16 protein-coding genes are annotated in these 16286 nt (G+C 36.2%); 1 reads left to right on the forward strand and 15 read right to left on the reverse strand.

Annotated elements, in window-relative coordinates:
- Positions 1-218 precede the first annotated feature (218 nt).
- From K332_RS0116380 to K332_RS0116425, 10 genes are all read right to left on the reverse strand, one after another.
- The gene (locus tag K332_RS0116380; RefSeq protein ID WP_026908441.1) at positions 219-1004 is read right to left on the reverse strand and encodes an MBL fold metallo-hydrolase; all 786 of its coding nucleotides are present in this window, start codon (positions 1002-1004) and stop codon (positions 219-221) included.
- On the reverse strand, positions 1001-1936 hold the full coding sequence (locus K332_RS0116385) for a two-component system regulatory protein YycI (protein ID WP_026908442.1): 936 nt from the start codon (positions 1934-1936) through the stop codon (positions 1001-1003). Before K332_RS0116385 ends, K332_RS0116380 begins: the two co-directional genes overlap by 4 nt.
- A 2-nt stretch (positions 1937-1938) precedes the next feature.
- The gene (locus tag K332_RS0116390) at positions 1939-3270 is read right to left on the reverse strand and encodes a YycH family regulatory protein (protein WP_026908443.1); all 1332 of its coding nucleotides are present in this window, start codon (positions 3268-3270) and stop codon (positions 1939-1941) included.
- Positions 3267-5093, reverse strand: a complete 1827-nt coding sequence (gene walK / locus K332_RS0116395; RefSeq protein WP_026908444.1) for a cell wall metabolism sensor histidine kinase WalK — start codon at positions 5091-5093, stop codon at positions 3267-3269. The genes K332_RS0116390 and walK overlap by 4 nt, the downstream gene beginning before the upstream one ends.
- Positions 5094-5099: 6 nt before the next feature.
- A complete protein-coding gene (yycF, locus tag K332_RS0116400) occupies positions 5100-5804 on the reverse strand; it encodes a response regulator YycF (RefSeq protein ID WP_026908445.1) in 705 nt (234 codons plus the stop codon).
- Positions 5805-6006: 202 nt separating this feature from the next.
- Positions 6007-7482, reverse strand: coding sequence for a peptidoglycan DD-metalloendopeptidase family protein (locus tag K332_RS0116405; RefSeq protein ID WP_026908446.1), 1476 nt, complete (start codon positions 7480-7482; stop codon positions 6007-6009).
- Between the two features lie 358 nt (positions 7483-7840).
- On the reverse strand, positions 7841-9211 hold the full coding sequence (dnaB, locus tag K332_RS0116410) for a replicative DNA helicase (protein ID WP_026908447.1): 1371 nt from the start codon (positions 9209-9211) through the stop codon (positions 7841-7843).
- A gap of 39 nt (positions 9212-9250) precedes the next feature.
- Positions 9251-9697 carry a 50S ribosomal protein L9 gene (gene rplI, locus K332_RS0116415; RefSeq protein ID WP_026908448.1) on the reverse strand — a complete coding sequence of 149 codons (447 nt, stop codon included), beginning with the start codon at positions 9695-9697 and terminating at the stop codon, positions 9251-9253.
- Positions 9694-11667 carry a DHH family phosphoesterase gene (locus K332_RS0116420; protein ID WP_026908449.1) on the reverse strand — a complete coding sequence of 658 codons (1974 nt, stop codon included), beginning with the start codon at positions 11665-11667 and terminating at the stop codon, positions 9694-9696. Before K332_RS0116420 ends, rplI begins: the two co-directional genes overlap by 4 nt.
- 47 nt (positions 11668-11714) lie before the next feature.
- The gene (locus tag K332_RS0116425) at positions 11715-12638 is read right to left on the reverse strand and encodes a YybS family protein (RefSeq protein WP_026908450.1); all 924 of its coding nucleotides are present in this window, start codon (positions 12636-12638) and stop codon (positions 11715-11717) included.
- 219 nt (positions 12639-12857) lie between these two features.
- On the opposite strand from K332_RS0116425, the gene K332_RS0116430 reads away from it, so the two are divergent.
- Positions 12858-13361 (forward strand): hypothetical protein, encoded by a 504-nt coding sequence (locus K332_RS0116430; RefSeq protein WP_026908451.1) that lies wholly within the window; start codon positions 12858-12860, stop codon positions 13359-13361.
- 64 nt (positions 13362-13425) lie between these two features.
- Here the strand turns inward: K332_RS0116430 and rpsR are convergent, their stop codons facing one another.
- The 5 genes from rpsR to K332_RS0116455 all read right to left on the reverse strand — a co-directional run bounded on the left by rpsR (position 13426) and on the right by K332_RS0116455 (position 16223).
- Positions 13426-13659 carry a 30S ribosomal protein S18 gene (rpsR, locus tag K332_RS0116435; RefSeq protein ID WP_026908452.1) on the reverse strand — a complete coding sequence of 78 codons (234 nt, stop codon included), beginning with the start codon at positions 13657-13659 and terminating at the stop codon, positions 13426-13428.
- A gap of 47 nt (positions 13660-13706) precedes the next feature.
- Positions 13707-14192, reverse strand: coding sequence for a single-stranded DNA-binding protein (gene ssb, locus K332_RS0116440; protein ID WP_026908453.1), 486 nt, complete (start codon positions 14190-14192; stop codon positions 13707-13709).
- Positions 14193-14207: 15 nt separating this feature from the next.
- Positions 14208-14498, reverse strand: coding sequence for a 30S ribosomal protein S6 (gene rpsF / locus K332_RS0116445; protein WP_026908454.1), 291 nt, complete (start codon positions 14496-14498; stop codon positions 14208-14210).
- 213 nt (positions 14499-14711) lie between these two features.
- The gene (gene ychF / locus K332_RS0116450) at positions 14712-15812 is read right to left on the reverse strand and encodes a redox-regulated ATPase YchF (RefSeq protein ID WP_026908455.1); all 1101 of its coding nucleotides are present in this window, start codon (positions 15810-15812) and stop codon (positions 14712-14714) included.
- Between the two features lie 213 nt (positions 15813-16025).
- On the reverse strand, positions 16026-16223 hold the full coding sequence (locus tag K332_RS0116455) for a DUF951 domain-containing protein (protein ID WP_026908456.1): 198 nt from the start codon (positions 16221-16223) through the stop codon (positions 16026-16028).
- Positions 16224-16286: the final 63 nt, after the last annotated feature.

Genomic DNA, 16286 nt, shown 5'->3' on the forward strand with positions numbered 1-16286 from the left:
AACTCTGTCCTTTAGAACCGTTCTATTAGACTGAGTTGCAGATTTTCCATTAACTCTGTCCTTTAGAACCATTCTACAGCATAGATTTACAGCTATTCCCCTAATTCTGTCTAAAACTCATCAATAACCACAACTATAAGTTAATAACCCCCAGCCAATCAACTCCAACCACACAAAAAAAGAGCAACCCCAAAGGTCGCTCTATCACAACGAAAATCCTAACCAACCTCATACATCCCCGTCGGCAACAGTGGATCTGTATCATGCAGTTCCACGTTAATCCCACGCTCTCGTAGGATGTTATCTACGGACATACGTGCTAGGTCTTTCATATTATTATCTTTACTTAAATGTGCTAAATAAATCCGCTTCGTATTATTATCGATTACGTCAGTCAGTGCAAGTCCACAATCCTCATTAGATACGTGGCCGGAGTCGCCTAGGATACGGCGTTTAACACTCCATGGATACCTGCCCATACGAAGCATACCTACATCATGGTTAGATTCAAAGATATAGGCATCTGCGCCTTCAACCGTTTTCTTAATTCGCTCGGATACATAGCCCAGATCTGTTACTAAAGCTACCTTTTTTCCACCAGCACGGAAAACATAAAACATTGGTTCTGCGGCATCATGTGATACCCCAAAGGACTCGACATCAATGTCACCAAATGTTTTCACTTCTTCCATGTTAAAGACAAATTTTTGGTCCAAGGATAGTTTTCCGATAGATCCTTCCATGGCATTCCATGTCTTTTGGTTTGCATAGATTGGTAGATTATATTTACGAGCGATAATACCAAGTCCTTTAATATGGTCACTATGCTCATGGGTTACTAGAATTCCTGACAAATCTGCGGGGGAAACTTGGACTTCGTCAAAAAGCTTGTCCATCTGTTTTCCACTTAGTCCCGCATCTACTAGTAACTTTTCCTTGTCAGATTCAATATAGAAAGCATTTCCTGTACTTCCGGATGCTAGGACACTAAAGCGTAATGTCATGCTGATTCACTCCGATTAATTGCTTGCTTGCTAGTTAAAATATCTAGCATGCTTTTTTTAAATTCTTCTTTTTCTTTAATTACTCTTGTGTTCTCTATACTTAATTCTAACACACCTTCAATAAATTTTTTATTTAATGGAACTACATATTGTTCGATAGCATTAACAAACCTTTCCCGAACTCTTTCCCCTTTATCTTCTATGGTTATTTTCCAAGTTGGAGCTAGAACTTGTCCCCCACTATCTAATGGATACGTTGTATAATAGCCAACTTCTACATCCGTTATCTCATCGTTAGAATATAGTAAGTTACTATCGAACAGTTTCATAATTGCATCATATGGTTTGATTAAACTTTTTTTATCACTACCTGTTTCTGGGGAATCAAGGTAGGATTGTGTATAGCCCAACATTTCATTATCTTCATTTAGATAAACCAAGACTATGCCACTTTGGTTATAATAAATAGGTCTGCCATCCTTCGTTTGGAAGAATATCAGAATGTTACGCCCCTTATCCCAATATCCATAGGCATACTCATTACCTAAGTATACCTTAGATGCAACTAATTGTTCTATAGCATTATCGTTAGCATTATCTGGAATGGATACCGCCTTTTTAAAAAGAGAGAGGATTAAATTATTATTCACCACTTCAATTTCTTGGTCTTCCCGTGATTGAATGAGCTTCAAATCTTCCTCATTAAAGGTTTTCTGTTGCATGATCACTAATTCCTCATCCGATAGGGAATCTGGTAAATCCTTTGTAACTGAAATGTTTTCTGATTCTAACGTTTGCGCGACTTGCTCTTGTTGCTCCATAGTAAGCCCAATTTCCTCTTTTTCTAGCTGTTTTAGAACTAAAGACAATAAGTAAATATCAAGAAGTAAGAAGCAGAGGATAAATAATGTTTTTATTTGACCCCATTGCATCCTCAGCTCACTCCTTTTCTTTGTTCTTCGTCTAGATTAACTTGGACCCAGTCTCCCTCGATTTTAATAAACCAACCGGGAGTTAATGATAAAGTTATAGCTTCTGCATATTCATCGGTTGTTATTTGATAGCCTAAACGATAACCTATTTGTATATCTTCAACTTTTTCTAAATTGTACGTAGGATTGTCCTTTATATAGGAAATAATAGCCTCACCTGAATCTAACTGGTACGTTTGATCCGGCACGTTACTATTGATCTTATATAACGGTTGCTTGTGTTCTTCAAGCTCATTATTTACCCATCTTTGTTCGATGGTTGCTAAGCCTTCATAATTAAATACCGGATAACCTTCAACATGCATTTGATAACGAATATTCATTAAGTTTATGCTTTCTAAATTAAAATCCTCTACCCAACCTTTATACCCATTAATTTTTGCGATACTTTGATCAAATAATTCTAGGAATGTTACCGCATTTAGATTTTGTGTCTCCTGTGGATGGATAAAGGACATATTAAGTCCATTATCAAAAACCTGCATCGACCTAAGACTATCCTGATACCAAATTTCATTTTCTACTGACTTAGTTTCATATACACCAAGTGGATCTTTAAATAAGGCGTTCTTTAAAATCTCTGGTTGCAGCTTTGACATCGACCCTTTATATCCTAATGCTTTGATTGGACCTGCAGGAAGATATATTGGCGATGTTTCTTTCTCAAGCACGGCATACTTTTCTAAACTCTCTAACGTCGATACATAATCTAAGAGCAGATTATACTTTTGTGCATTATTAACCTCTGCTCGTAATTGGGTCTTTCCATCTGTTGATAAAAAAGTAAAGGTTAGTGAATGATCAGATTGAAAAGTGATATAAAGCCTTTGAAAGGAGAAATCATCTTCTATATTATCTACCTGTTCCATATCATTAACCGTAAATAAACTTGGAACAATAGCAAGTGGTAATTCATCAGGGTAAATGACCTCTACCTGATTTTCATTCTTCGGAGGCCCATTTGCTTCACTAATATGCAAGTTATATAGTACCCATGACGTCATATCCTCATATAGAATCTGCCTATTTACTGGGCTTGTAAAACCATAGTACGTATCATTAATATCAAAGATGATCTGAGTAGGCTGTACTAATGATTTTCTCGATTCCTCACTACCACCTAAATTAATTTGTTCTTCATTCAGAAGTTCATTTTCATCATCTAACATTTCGCCTTTATCTTTCGGTTGATAACTCCACAAGCTAAATGAAAGCATTAAACTAATACCTACCAAAATTGCTAATGTATACGATTTGATTACTTCTAGTTTCATGAGTTATTCCTCCGCTTCTTACCCATCAGCGGGAGAGTGAATAAAATAGTGGTACCTTTTCCTTCCTTACTTTTCGCCCAAATTTTCCCATGATGGGATTCTACCAATTCCTTCGATATAGCAAGTCCAAGTCCTGTTCCACCTAACTTCCTCGTACGTGCCTTATCCACTCGGTAGAATCGTTCGAAGATTTTATCGAGCTTATCATAAGCAATACCCATTCCCTGGTCAGTGACAGACACTAATACTTGATACCTTTGTTTAACAATCCGGAAAATGACTTGCCCACCTTCAGGGGAGTATTTTATCGCATTGGAAATGATATTATCAATTACTTGCATGAGCTTATCCTTATCAATATATACATACAACTTTTCACTAGGTAATTCCCGCACAAATTCAATATGTTCGGGGACATTCATTTCAAAACGATCAATGATATGATGGAATAAACTAATAAATTCCGTACGTTCTTTCTGTAACTGCTGCTCTTTGTTATCCATCTTGGAAAGCTGCAATAAATCATTAACCATACGAATCATGCGTTCTGTCTCATTTTGGGTCACTTCAAGGAACCGTGGTGCAATCTCTTCGTTTTTCCACTCACCATCTGTTAAAGCTTCAAGATAGCTTTTCATCGTCGTTAGTGGAGTTCTCAGCTCATGTGACACATTGGAAACAAACTCCCTACGTTCTTGCTCAATCTTTTCTTGTTCTGTTACATCACTAATAACCGTAATAAAACCGGTAATTTCATCATCATCATCGGAAACCGTTGAAAAGTTTGCACGAATAAGGAAAATTTCATCCTCTTCACTAAAGTCAATAATCATTGACCCACTCTCTTGTAAATCAGATAAGTCCACGATCTTTTCATCTAGTTTTAGGACATCAATAATAAGCTCACCATAACTTTCCTCAGGGATTACACCGAGGAGAATTCCGGCAGCTTCATTCATTAATGTGACTGCGCCAATCTCGTCTGTCGCAATTACCCCATCAGACATATTGGCAAGAACAGAATTCAACTTTCTTGTTTCTTCCTCTGTTTTTGCATTGGAATGCTTTAATTGGTCATTTAAGTCATTAAAAGCAATAGCCAATTGCCCAATTTCATCTGTACCATAGACATTAACCTTTTGCGTAAAATCTCCTTTACCCATAATTTGTGCTTGTTTTCTCATTTCCATAATTGGTTTTGTAATGGCGCGCGCTACCAATATTCCTAGAACTGCAACGACTATTATCGCTAGAATAGAACCATTTATAAATATTCTAAGAATATCCTGTAATTGATCATAAATGTGTTCGTAAGGAGCTACCACATAAATAACACCAACTACATTTTCTTCTTCATCAAAAAGTGGTGTAGCTTGTCTATAGATTCGGTTATTATCTTTATCTCTGCTTTCCTCCGAATCTTCACTACTAGCAACTAATACTTTTTGAATAATATCTAGTGTAGTCTTTTTCCCTACTAAGTGTTGCGAACTAAAATCATTTACTGCCCGTACACGAAATTGATTATCAACAACCCAAACATCCCAAGTACCATCCGTGTCAATATCTCGCATAATAGCTTGCAGGTCTTGCTGAAGTGTTGGCTCCTCGTCCTCTGTTCGCTCTTGATTAAAAGCCTTTTCCAGATAATGACTTAACATGTCAACTCTTCCATTGATGGAGCTTTTAAAATTACTTGTTAGCTCTTTTTCAAGGGAGGTAGTAAAATAGGAACCAATAATTTGAATAGCTACTAATAATAATAGAATATAAATAAGAATAAACTTTAATTGAACCGAGCGGAAAAAACCGACTTTATGCATAAATACCTACTCCTGATCAGGATTACGTAAATAGTATCCAACACCACGACGTGTTACAATCCATGTTGGATTACTTGGACTTTCCTCTATTTTTTCTCGAAGTCTTCTTACCGTAACATCGACTGTCCGAACATCACCGAAGTAATCATATCCCCATACCGTTTCTAATAAATGTTCTCTAGTCATCACTTGACCGATATGACGAGCGAGGTAATGTAGTAATTCAAACTCACGATGTGTTAGTTCGATTTGCTTTCCGTCCCTTGATACGGTGTAAGCATCTGGATGAATGGTAAGTGAACCAATAGAAATATCTTTATTTTCTTTCCCTGGCTCTTCCGGCACATGCTGTAGTCTTCTAAGATTTGCCTTGACACGGGCAATTAACTCACGATTACTAAATGGCTTCGTTACATAGTCATCAGCACCTAATTCTAGGCCAAGAACTTTATCAATTTCAGAATCCTTTGCTGTTAGCATGATAATTGGCATTGTTTTTGTTTTACGGATTTCTCGGCAAACTTCATTACCGTCCTTATTAGGTAACATGATATCCAACAAAATAAGATCTGGATTTTCTGAATCTGCTAATTTAATTGCTTCATCGCCGTCATTTGCCACAACTACCTCATAGCCTTCTTTTTCTAAGTTAAATTTCAATATATCTGCAATTGGTTGTTCATCATCTACAACTAAAATCTTCTGTACCACAATAACACATCCTTTTGGTTAATTAGTTATATTCATTCCTATATATGTGTTGATTAGATTGTATTTTCTCTATTTTAACTTACTTTTATTAAAATGTCTTGTGCGTTAAGACTTACGTGATTCGAATAAAATTATAGATTCTTGTATTTAAAAAGCTGGCTCATAACATCGTTCATGAGTCAGCTTTTTATACTTCGGTAAATTAATTTAAATAATCTAATGGGTTTTGTAATTCTCCATTGTTATAGACTTCAAAGTGAAGATGGATACCAGTAGAATTACCAGTTGATCCCATAACTCCTATTTGCTCACCACTTTGAACGACATCTCCAACACTTACATCAATGGATGAAAGGTGTGCATAGATTGTTTTCATCCCATTATTATGGTTAATTTCAATCTTATTACCAAATCCATTTGAATAACCAGCTGACACTACTGTTCCATTGTCTGCTGCCAAGATAGAGCGATTAGATGGTCTAGCAATGTCAATTCCCTTATGATATGAACCCCAACGATTACCAACATGACTAGAGATATAACCACCAACTGTTGGCCACGAAAGGTTCCCAGTTCCACGGGAAGGGATCACCTTTGTACCTTTTACAATGACCTTATTAACAGCTTCTTTCGTTACTTCCTCTTCTACCACATCACGTTTTGCAACTTTTCCATTACGAATTTCAATGGAATATTTTACAACCTTTTTACCATCAGACCCTTGCTCTCTAACCTCTTCGTCACCTTTAAATAACTCTTCAGATTCGACTACCTCTGTTTCGTGTGCAATCGTTTCTTCCTTCTTTTCTTCCTTAAGAACTATTACATCAACAAAAGGCTTTAATTCCGTTACATTAAGCTCTTGTCCAATTTGAATTAAAGAATCTTCTTTAAGGGAAGGGTTAAGTTCTAGTAAAGCTTCTAAGGATAAATCGTACTTGGAGGCAATTTCTCCTAATACTTCTCCATCTTGAATGGTATGCTTTTCCTCTTTAAGTATTCCTTTTTCTAATAACTTCATTCCGTCAGCTACTGTTAAAACTTCATTTGGGGCAACCTTTTTTGTAGAATATGAAACTTCTTTTGATAGCGTTACGTCTAATATTATAGATTCACCTACTGCAAGGTCTGTTCGTTCTACCGGAATTTCAGTGACTTGGGGACTATCTGACTTCCTAACCTCAGACTTTGCAGACTCTATTAACTCTAATGTCTCATCGTCCACATATTTCAACTTATAATCTTCAATAACTTTAAGAGCATCTTGCTCATCTTCAAAATAACCAACAACATCGTCGCCTATTTTTAATTCCACCGCCTGAGCCTTTACTGTAAGATTCTCCTCTAAGTACTCCACAATCGAAGAATTATTATACGTTGGATTAAATACTAACTCTGTAACAAGCTTGACGTTTTCGCCAATTGCTAGGTCGATTTCCTCATAAGACCCTTTAGCTTGTTGAAGTTTATTCTGCATAATCTGGTTAACCAACTCTTGGTCACTAATTTGTCCGATATGCTCACCATCAACATATACATGGTGCACAGTTTCTACCTTATTTGATTCTTCCGCAAAGACTATTCCGGTTCCTAACACCGTTATGAGGCCTGTCGCAATGATGGATCTTCTTAGCAGACTTTTCTTTCGCCTACTCTGCTCACCTTTTCCAAAGTACACTAGACTTCCCCCTACTACTATCATTTTATATATCTAAATCACATGATGTATTTATATAGATTAAAAGACCTATTTATTTACTCTATTAATCTACCACAATTTGATAGGGGAAGGAACATCATCCGCAGTTTTGTAATGTAAATGTATAATATGTAACAATGTTTTTCAAAATAACTGTATTTTTTTATAAATTATTGTAATTTATATGCAGTTTATACTATTTTTTTACATTTATTTTACAAACATGTAACAAAAGGTACTTTTTTTGTATGTTAACTAAAGCAATTTAACATTTAAAAACACACATTAACATAAATAAATTTGTTGATAAAAAAAACAGCCCTCCGAAATAAGGCTGTTATGCAAAACTTGGTTCTGGCGGGACATCACTCGTTTGATAGCGATGATCCAAGTCCACGAACTTGTTATATTCTTTTACGAAAGCTAGTTCAACAGTACCAACTGGACCATTACGTTGCTTAGCAAGGATGATTTCAATAATATTTTGCTTCTCTGATTCTTTATCGTAGTAATCATCGCGGTATAGGAAGCCTACAATATCGGCATCCTGCTCAATACTTCCAGATTCACGAAGGTCGGACATCATCGGACGCTTGTCCTGACGTTGTTCAACACCACGGGAAAGCTGAGAAAGTGCAATTAGTGGTACATTTAGCTCACGAGCGAGTCCTTTTAAGGAACGAGAAATCTCGGAAACCTCTTGTTGACGGTTTTCACCTGGTTTTCCACTACCTGAGATTAGTTGTAGGTAGTCAATTAAGATCATTCCAAGACCATGCTCTTGCTTTAAACGACGACATTTTGAACGAATCTCACTTACACGAATACCTGGTGTATCATCAATATAGATTCCGGCATTGGACAAGCTTCCCATTGCCATGGTTAGTTTACTCCAATCATCTGCCTCGAGCTTACCATTACGCAGGCGAGTTGCATCAATATTTCCTTCCGCACAAAGTATACGTTGAACTAATTGGTCTGCACCCATCTCTAGACTAAAGATGGCTACATTCTCATCTGTCTTTGTGGCTACGTTTTGCGCTATATTCAAGGCAAAGGCCGTTTTACCAACTGATGGACGGGCGGCAATGATAATTAAATCATTTCGCTGGAATCCAGATGTCATCTTGTCTAATTCACGATAACCAGTAGGAACACCCGTTACATCTCCATTACTACGATGAAGGGTTTCAATCTTATCATAAACCTCGATTAAGACATCCTTGATTACTTTGAAACTTCCAGTGTTCTTTCTTCCAGAAACATCCAAAATGCTCTTTTCCGCTTCGTTTAAAAGATTTTCTACTTCATCTTCTCTTGAAAAGGTTTCCGTAACAATATCAGTTGCTGTTCGAATTAAACGGCGTAGTATTGCTTTTTCTTCAACAATTTTAGCATAATACTCAATGTTAGCTGCAGTTGGTACACTTTCTGCTACTTGGGCTAGATAAGATACGCCGCCTGCTTCTTCTAATTGCTGATTATTGGATAGAGCCGATGTCACTGTTACTAGGTCAATCGGTTCGCCCCTGTCGCCGAGACTTAACATTGTCTCAAAAATTCGTTGGTGACTTGCACGATAGAAGTCACCTGGCATCAGTAACTCTGATGCCGTTGAAAATGCCTCTGGTTCAAGAAAGATTGCACCGATAACAGCTTGTTCCGCTTCAATATTATGTGGTGGAGTTCTGTCAGTCCATTCACTCATGATTTGTTTCCCCCTCTAAACCTTGAGACGCATAGTATCTTATTGTTCAACAACATGTACTTTAACCGTCCCTGTCACTTCAGGATGAAGTTTAATTGGAACGTTAGTATAGCCTAAAGCACGAATTGGTTGGTCTAGTTCAATTTTACGTTTATCCGTTTTAATACCGTGATCTTTATTTAAAGCATCCGCTATTTGTTTACTTGTAATAGAGCCAAATAATCTTCCACCATCACCAGATTTGGCTTTCAAAGTTACTTCTAAGCTTTCAATTTTTTTCTTCAGTTGTTCCGCATTTTCTTTTTCTTGTTGTTCGATTTGATCTGATTTACGCTTTTGAGCTTCCAAAGCTTTTATATTACCTGTGGTTGCTTCCTCTGCAAGTTTATTCTTCAGTAAGTAGTTTCTAGCGTATCCATCCGATACATTTTTAACTTCACCTTTTTTACCTTTTCCTTTAACATCTTGTAAAAATATTACTTTCATACTGTATCCGTCCCCTCATAATATTCATCTAATATATCACGTAATTGTGCTTCTACTTCTTCTACGGTTGTATCTTCTAATTGTGTTGCAGCATTAGTCAAATGTCCGCCACCGTTCATCTGCTCCATAATGATTTGAACATTTATTTCACCTAACGAACGAGCACTGATGCCAATTTTTCCATCTTTACGTTCAGCAATAACAAATGAAGCAGATATTCCTGTCATGGTTAATAATGTATCCGCTGTTTGAGCGATTAATACCGGCCCAAATATATCACCTTTATCTGCTTTTGTAATCGCAATGGATCCTCGATATATTTTTGCTCGCTCAATAAGTTTACTACGCTTAATATATAAACCCAAGTCTTCTTTTAAAAATTGTTGTACGAGTACCGTATCAGCACCCTTTGCACGTAAATAAGATGCCGCATCAAATGTTCTTGAACCAGTTCTTAACGTGAAGCTCTTTGTATCTACTATAATACCTGCAAGTAATGCTGTTGCCTCAAGCATTTTTAATTTTTCACCTTTTGGTTGATACTCAAGAAGTTCTGTTACTAATTCAGCTGTCGAAGAAGCATATGGTTCCATATAAACCAATGTCGTGTTTTCGATAAATTCCTCTGCACGCCTATGATGATCAATCACAACTTTATATTCTGATTTACTTAATAACCGCTTGCTAACTACCATCGAAGGTTTATGAGTATCAACGACAACAATCAAACTACGACTTGTAATAAGATCTTCAGCTGCATCAGGATCAACAAAATGCTGCCAAAGATTAGGTTCCGACTTAATTGCCTCCACTAATCGATAGACGCCAGTACTCACATCGTCAGGGTCAAAGACAATATAACCATCCACCCCATTCGTCCGGGCTATGTTTAATATTCCAATTGCAGAACCAATCGAATCCATATCTGGTGCTTGATGCCCCATTATAATAACACGGTCACTTGCTCTAACTAAATCCCTTAATGCATGGGAAATCACTCTAGCTCTAACCCGCGTACGCTTTTCCATTGGATTTGACTTCCCGCCATAGAACCTTACCTTACCACTATCATCCTTAATGGCAACCTGGTCCCCGCCACGCCCAAGTGCTAAGTCAAGGCTTGATTGCGCCAATTGACCTAATTCAGGTAATGTTGCATTTCCTACTCCTACCCCGATACTCAACGTGATCGGGATATCTAGTTCAGAATTTAATTCATGCATTTCATCTAAAATGTCGAATTTAGTCCGTTCTAATCGCTCTAAGATTTCCTTTGTACCGACAGCTAAGAAACGGTCCTGTGATGTCCGTTTTAAATATAATCCAAAGGAATGTGACCATTGATTAAGAAAGGACGTAACTTCTGAGTTCAGCTGACTCTTAATGGTATCTTCCATATTCTGCGAGATTTCATCATAGTTATCAAGGTAGATGAAGAATAGTACCGTCTGTTCACTTTGATATAATGATTCTAATTCTGCCTGATCTGTACGATCGAATAAATAAATTAATCGTTCTTCCCTTTTTACAACCGTTTGAAATTCAAATTCTCCAAGCTGGATACGAGCATCATCTTGATTTTCTCTAATTATCGGTATAAGATCTTCAGAAATTAAATTCAAGGACTCTCCTACAATTGAATCTTCTTCAGTAAATTGGTGCATATAGTGGTTTGTCCACTCCACCGCATACTCATCACTAAATAAAATAATTCCAATAGGCATTTCTAACAATGCTTCTTCTCCAACCTTTTTCACTCGGTAAGATAGGGTTGAAATATATTTAGTTGTTTCATCGGATAATTTTCTTTCCACACGAATGGAATAGTAAAATGACAATACTAGAAAAACGGTCATTATACTACCAAGAATCCACTGGAAGTACCATATTAACCCAAGCAAAATAACAGATACAGCATAAATTAGCCATAAATGATTACTTAACTTCGGTCGTTTCTTTACATCTGACATTATTTTCAGCTCCTATTAATGAGCAACTCTTATTCCTTCATATACTGCTATTTTACCATACGATCTCTAAGACCAAATCCTAAATCTATTATACCTATGATTCGGACCAATGGGAGAAGTATTGGTAAAAGAAATACAAAAATTGTAGTAATTATTGGTATTGCCTTCGAAATGTTTTTGTGGTGTGAGTAAAAGAAAATGAAAGAAATCCCTTGAAAAATCAATAAAAACTCTGTTAACATGATTACATTTTGTAAGGCAATATATACCGTATCGCTTGAATCCATTTGGAATAGGGTACCAACCATAGCCAATAAGTATATCCATATAATTGCTGTTGGTAATCGTAAATTTCTAAACTTAGGAAAATGCAGTTGTTTGCGTTCAATCCGATTTAGTATCTTATAGCTAACCCACTGGTTAATTAGTGCAAGGAAAATGGATGCAAGCACAACAATAACTGGTACTAGTTGTTTAAATAACATAACTTGCCGCTCTACTAAACCAAACTCTTCTTCAGATACTTCTCCCATTCCAAAGTCTAAAATTAATTGTTTACTCATATCTAGCGATTGATCTATTTGAGCGTTAAACTCTTCAATCACATTCACATCCATCATTATAAATGCGAATAAAAAGAAGAATAAAATGCCTGCTACGAAACCTAGTGTTCCTCTAGCCCACGTTTCGTAAGCTGAGCGTTCTCGATAAATTGCTGTTCCTATCATAATCCCACCTAATCCAGCTAATATAGGTATAGGTAAGGAATAGATGGTCGCAAATAACATTGATAATATGGTAGCAACACCAAGCATGATTAAAGAGGGTTTCCAATTATGCTTTGCTGCAAAAATAACAAATGGAACTGCCAATACAACCATTAGAACAGGAACGAATGTATTAATCAGCAAAAGCACGACAAAAATTACCGTAAGTAGTGCTCCATCTGTTAGTTGTTTCGATTTATTCATCCAGTATGCACCTCATATATATTAAGAAAGTTTATTGTAATATGATAACATGAATAAATTAGTTTATGGTATTAGAATGAGTACTTTAAAGAGATTGATTCACATATGAGGGGCCGATTATAAGAAGTTCAAGAAGAAAAGTTACGTATTTGTTCAAGCTTTAATTAACAACTTCCATTATAATATAAAGGAAGACATAATAAAAGGATTGAAAAATAGATGGTTTTGTGGAAGACATTCTTATATAGTTTACAGTTACCAAGGAAACAGTCCGTTTTTAAATTAAATCGAATACCGATGGATATCACTGTTTTCTACATGTTTATAATGCTTTTTATTGTTTCTATTCCCTCATTAATAGAGCGGTTAACAGAAACAACTAGTATTGGTGCAGATATGAATATTATTTTTAAGCTAATTTACTTTTTTATGTTTTATTACCTACCATTAACCATTATGGTATTCCTATTAATTACCTTCTTAGCATACCTTTTTACATGGATTGCTAGAGGAATGCAACGAAAACTAAAATTACAAATCTTATGGAAAATGATTGCGTATACCACCACTATACCCTTTATTCTTTACACAGTAATTGCAATTATATTTCCATTTAGTGATACGTATTTACTGTTCTCGATTTTATTTACCACCATCCTGGTGATTAAAATTATTACGGTTTATCCGAAGCGTAAAGTAAATAATAAAACAAATTTATCCTAACTACGCATACCCCAAAAATGAAAAGAGGCCTCTATAGGAATAATCCTATTAAGGCCTCAATTTATTACTCACCCACATATGGCAATAAAGCCATTTGACGAGCGCGTTTAATTGCAATTGTAAGTTTACGTTGATATTTTGCAGAAGTTCCAGTTACACGACGAGGAAGAATTTTTCCACGTTCAGAAATGAAACGTTTTAGAAGATCAACGTCTTTATAATCGATGTTTGTAATACCGTTTGCTGTAAAGAAACACACTTTACGGCGCTTACCACCGCGTCCACGACGAGCTGCCATTGATAACCCTCCCTTTTAATTTTAGTTATATATCATTCACATTAAATTTAAAATGGTAAATCATCATCAGAAATATCAATTGGTTCACCATTATCTCTAAATGGATCCTCTTCATATTGATTCTGATTTCGATTTTGATTCTGATTCTGGTTCTGATTTGGTTGGAATCCTGGTGAATTGTAAGAACCTTGTCCGCCTCCACCTTGGGAAGAGCCTTTAGATTCTAAGAATTGTACACTGTCTGCAACAACCTCTGTTACATAAACCATTTTTCCATCTTGACCTTCGTATGAACGAGTTTGAATTCGTCCATCAACACCAATCAAACTACCTTTTTTCATAAAGTTTGCAAGGTTTTCCGCTGGTCTTCTCCAAATGACACAGTTAATAAAATCCGCTTCTCTATTACCTTGTTGGTTAGAAAAAGGACGATTCACTGCAATTGTAAAGTTAGCTACTGCTACTCCATTTGGAGTATAACGTAAATCGGGATCCTTCGTTAACCTGCCGACAAGTACGACACGATTTAACATCAGAACCACTCCTTATTATTTATCATCTTCTCGAATTGCGATATGACGAATAATATCTTCAGAGAACTTAGCTAGACGATCAAATTCATTAACTGATTTTTCATCGCCAGAGAAGTTAATTAAAACATAATATCCATCACGGTAATCGTTAATTTCATATGCTAGGCGTTTTTTGCCTACTTCTTTAACTTTTTCAATCTCCGCCCCGTTATCAGTTAAGATACCGTTGAAACGCTCAATAACAGCTGTTTGAGCTTCTTCTTCCATGTCTGGGCGGATGATGTACATGATTTCATACTTTCTCATCCGTTACACCTCCTTTTGGTCTTAGCGGCCCTTATTTATTGAACTAGTTTCTCAATAAGAGCAAGGAGTAATTTACTTTCATTACTCACAATAGTGTATTATACCAAATTTTTTATGAAATAACAAGTTTTCGAGAGATCCTTTTTTACGTTATAGTTCCTTGCTCTAGCCTATTGCTTAACCTTACCTTTCATTCTCAGGAGAAAGATTACATTAAACATTAAATCTGAAGTGGATTACATCGCCATCTTTAACGATATATTCTTTTCCTTCTAAGCGTACTTTCCCTTTTTCACGAGCATGTCCCATAGACCCTGCTTCCATGAGATCAGCATACGATACTGTTTCTGCACGTATAAATCCTCTTTCAAAGTCCGTGTGAATAATGCCCGCCGCTTGTGGCGCCTTTATTCCTCTTCGGAAGGTCCAAGCACGAACTTCTTGTTCACCGGCAGTAAAGTATGTTGCTAGTCCTAATAAGCTATAAGAAGCTTTAATTAGTTTATCAAGACCAGATTCAGTGATGCCTAGTTCTTCTAAGAACATTTCCTTTTCATCTTGTTCTAGTTCTGATATCTCTTCTTCAATTCTCGCACAAATTACAATAACCTCTGCACCTTCACCCGCAGCATATTCTTTTACTTTTTGTACGTTTGGATTTGCATCAGGATCAGCTACTTCATCTTCTCCAACATTTGCCACATACAGCATTGGCTTACTAGTTAGTAAATGAAGGCCTTTTACCATCTTTTGTTGTTCATCTGTAAATTCTAATGCACGAACTGGTTTTTCTTCCTCTAATCCTGTTTTAATCTTAGAAAGCACTTCAAATTCTACAAGTGCATCCTTATCTTTTTGTCTTGCAAGTTTTTCAACACGTTGAAAACGTTTATTGACGGATTCTAAGTCTGCTAGAATTAGCTCCAAATTAATGATTTCTATATCATCAATTGGATCCACCCTTCCCGCAACATGTGTAATATTCTCATCAATAAAGCAACGTACCACTTGGCAAATTGCGTCAACTTGACGGATGTGAGATAAGAATTGGTTTCCTAATCCTTCACCTTTACTTGCACCTTTAACAATGCCTGCAATATCTGTAAATTCAAATGTTGTTGGAACAGTTTTTTTCGGTTTTACTAATTCTGTTAATTTATTTAAGCGCTCATCAGGCACTTCCACCATACCAACATTCGGGTCGATTGTAGCAAATGGATAATTCGCTGCTTCAGCCCCAGCTTGGGTAATTGCATTAAATAATGTAGATTTTCCTACGTTTGGAAGTCCGACGATTCCTGCTGTTAAAGCCATTTGTTTCCACTCCTTAAGGATACCATTCATCTAGAACGCGTTCATTAATTCAATTATAGATATTGACAAGAAAAAAGACAAGCAAGCAAAACGCAAAAATAGGCCTCATAATGAAGCCTACTTTTGCGTTTTCACCCTACTACTTCTATATTATTCTATCTATCTATAAACTAATTTTACCATTTTGTAGTAAATTAGTCCATAGTAACAAAGTTAATTTGACGCCTTTTCTAAGACCTTTTTTATTTTCTTGGCAAATTCCTTTCGTGGAATCATGACGCTATGATCACAACCTGTACATTTAATACGAACGTCCATACCCATACGGATAATTTTCCAGCGGTTTTCTCCACACGGATGGGGTTTTTTCATTTGTACAATATCATGTAATTCAAATTCTTTTTCCACCATATGAATTTCCCCTTTTCCTGCAATTTATTTATTTATAAGAACAAGTTCATCAATGATTATATA

The sequence above is a fragment of the Paucisalibacillus globulus DSM 18846 genome (genome assembly GCF_000482485.1).
Classification (GTDB): Bacteria; Bacillota; Bacilli; order Bacillales; family Amphibacillaceae; genus Ornithinibacillus; species Ornithinibacillus globulus.

What these genes read in the sequence shown, in the direction of transcription:
- K332_RS0116380 (WP_026908441.1), bottom strand. Translation starts at nt 1,004, where the DNA reads ATGACATTACGCTTTAGTGTCCTAGCATCCGGAAGTACAGGAAATGCT.
- K332_RS0116385 (WP_026908442.1), bottom strand. Translation starts at nt 1,936, where the DNA reads ATGCAATGGGGTCAAATAAAAACATTATTTATCCTCTGCTTCTTACTT.
- K332_RS0116390 (WP_026908443.1), bottom strand. Translation starts at nt 3,270, where the DNA reads ATGAAACTAGAAGTAATCAAATCGTATACATTAGCAATTTTGGTAGGT.
- walK (WP_026908444.1), bottom strand. Translation starts at nt 5,093, where the DNA reads ATGCATAAAGTCGGTTTTTTCCGCTCGGTTCAATTAAAGTTTATTCTT.
- dnaB (WP_026908447.1), bottom strand. Translation starts at nt 9,211, where the DNA reads ATGAGTGAATGGACTGACAGAACTCCACCACATAATATTGAAGCGGAA.
- rplI (WP_026908448.1), bottom strand. Translation starts at nt 9,697, where the DNA reads ATGAAAGTAATATTTTTACAAGATGTTAAAGGAAAAGGTAAAAAAGGT.
- K332_RS0116420 (WP_026908449.1), bottom strand. Translation starts at nt 11,667, where the DNA reads ATGTCAGATGTAAAGAAACGACCGAAGTTAAGTAATCATTTATGGCTA.
- K332_RS0116425 (WP_026908450.1), bottom strand. Translation starts at nt 12,638, where the DNA reads ATGAATAAATCGAAACAACTAACAGATGGAGCACTACTTACGGTAATT.
- K332_RS0116430 (WP_026908451.1), top strand. Translation starts at nt 12,858, where the DNA reads ATGGTTTTGTGGAAGACATTCTTATATAGTTTACAGTTACCAAGGAAA.
- rpsR (WP_026908452.1), bottom strand. Translation starts at nt 13,659, where the DNA reads ATGGCAGCTCGTCGTGGACGCGGTGGTAAGCGCCGTAAAGTGTGTTTC.
- ssb (WP_026908453.1), bottom strand. Translation starts at nt 14,192, where the DNA reads ATGTTAAATCGTGTCGTACTTGTCGGCAGGTTAACGAAGGATCCCGAT.
- rpsF (WP_026908454.1), bottom strand. Translation starts at nt 14,498, where the DNA reads ATGAGAAAGTATGAAATCATGTACATCATCCGCCCAGACATGGAAGAA.
- ychF (WP_026908455.1), bottom strand. Translation starts at nt 15,812, where the DNA reads ATGGCTTTAACAGCAGGAATCGTCGGACTTCCAAACGTAGGAAAATCT.
- K332_RS0116455 (WP_026908456.1), bottom strand. Translation starts at nt 16,223, where the DNA reads ATGGTGGAAAAAGAATTTGAATTACATGATATTGTACAAATGAAAAAA.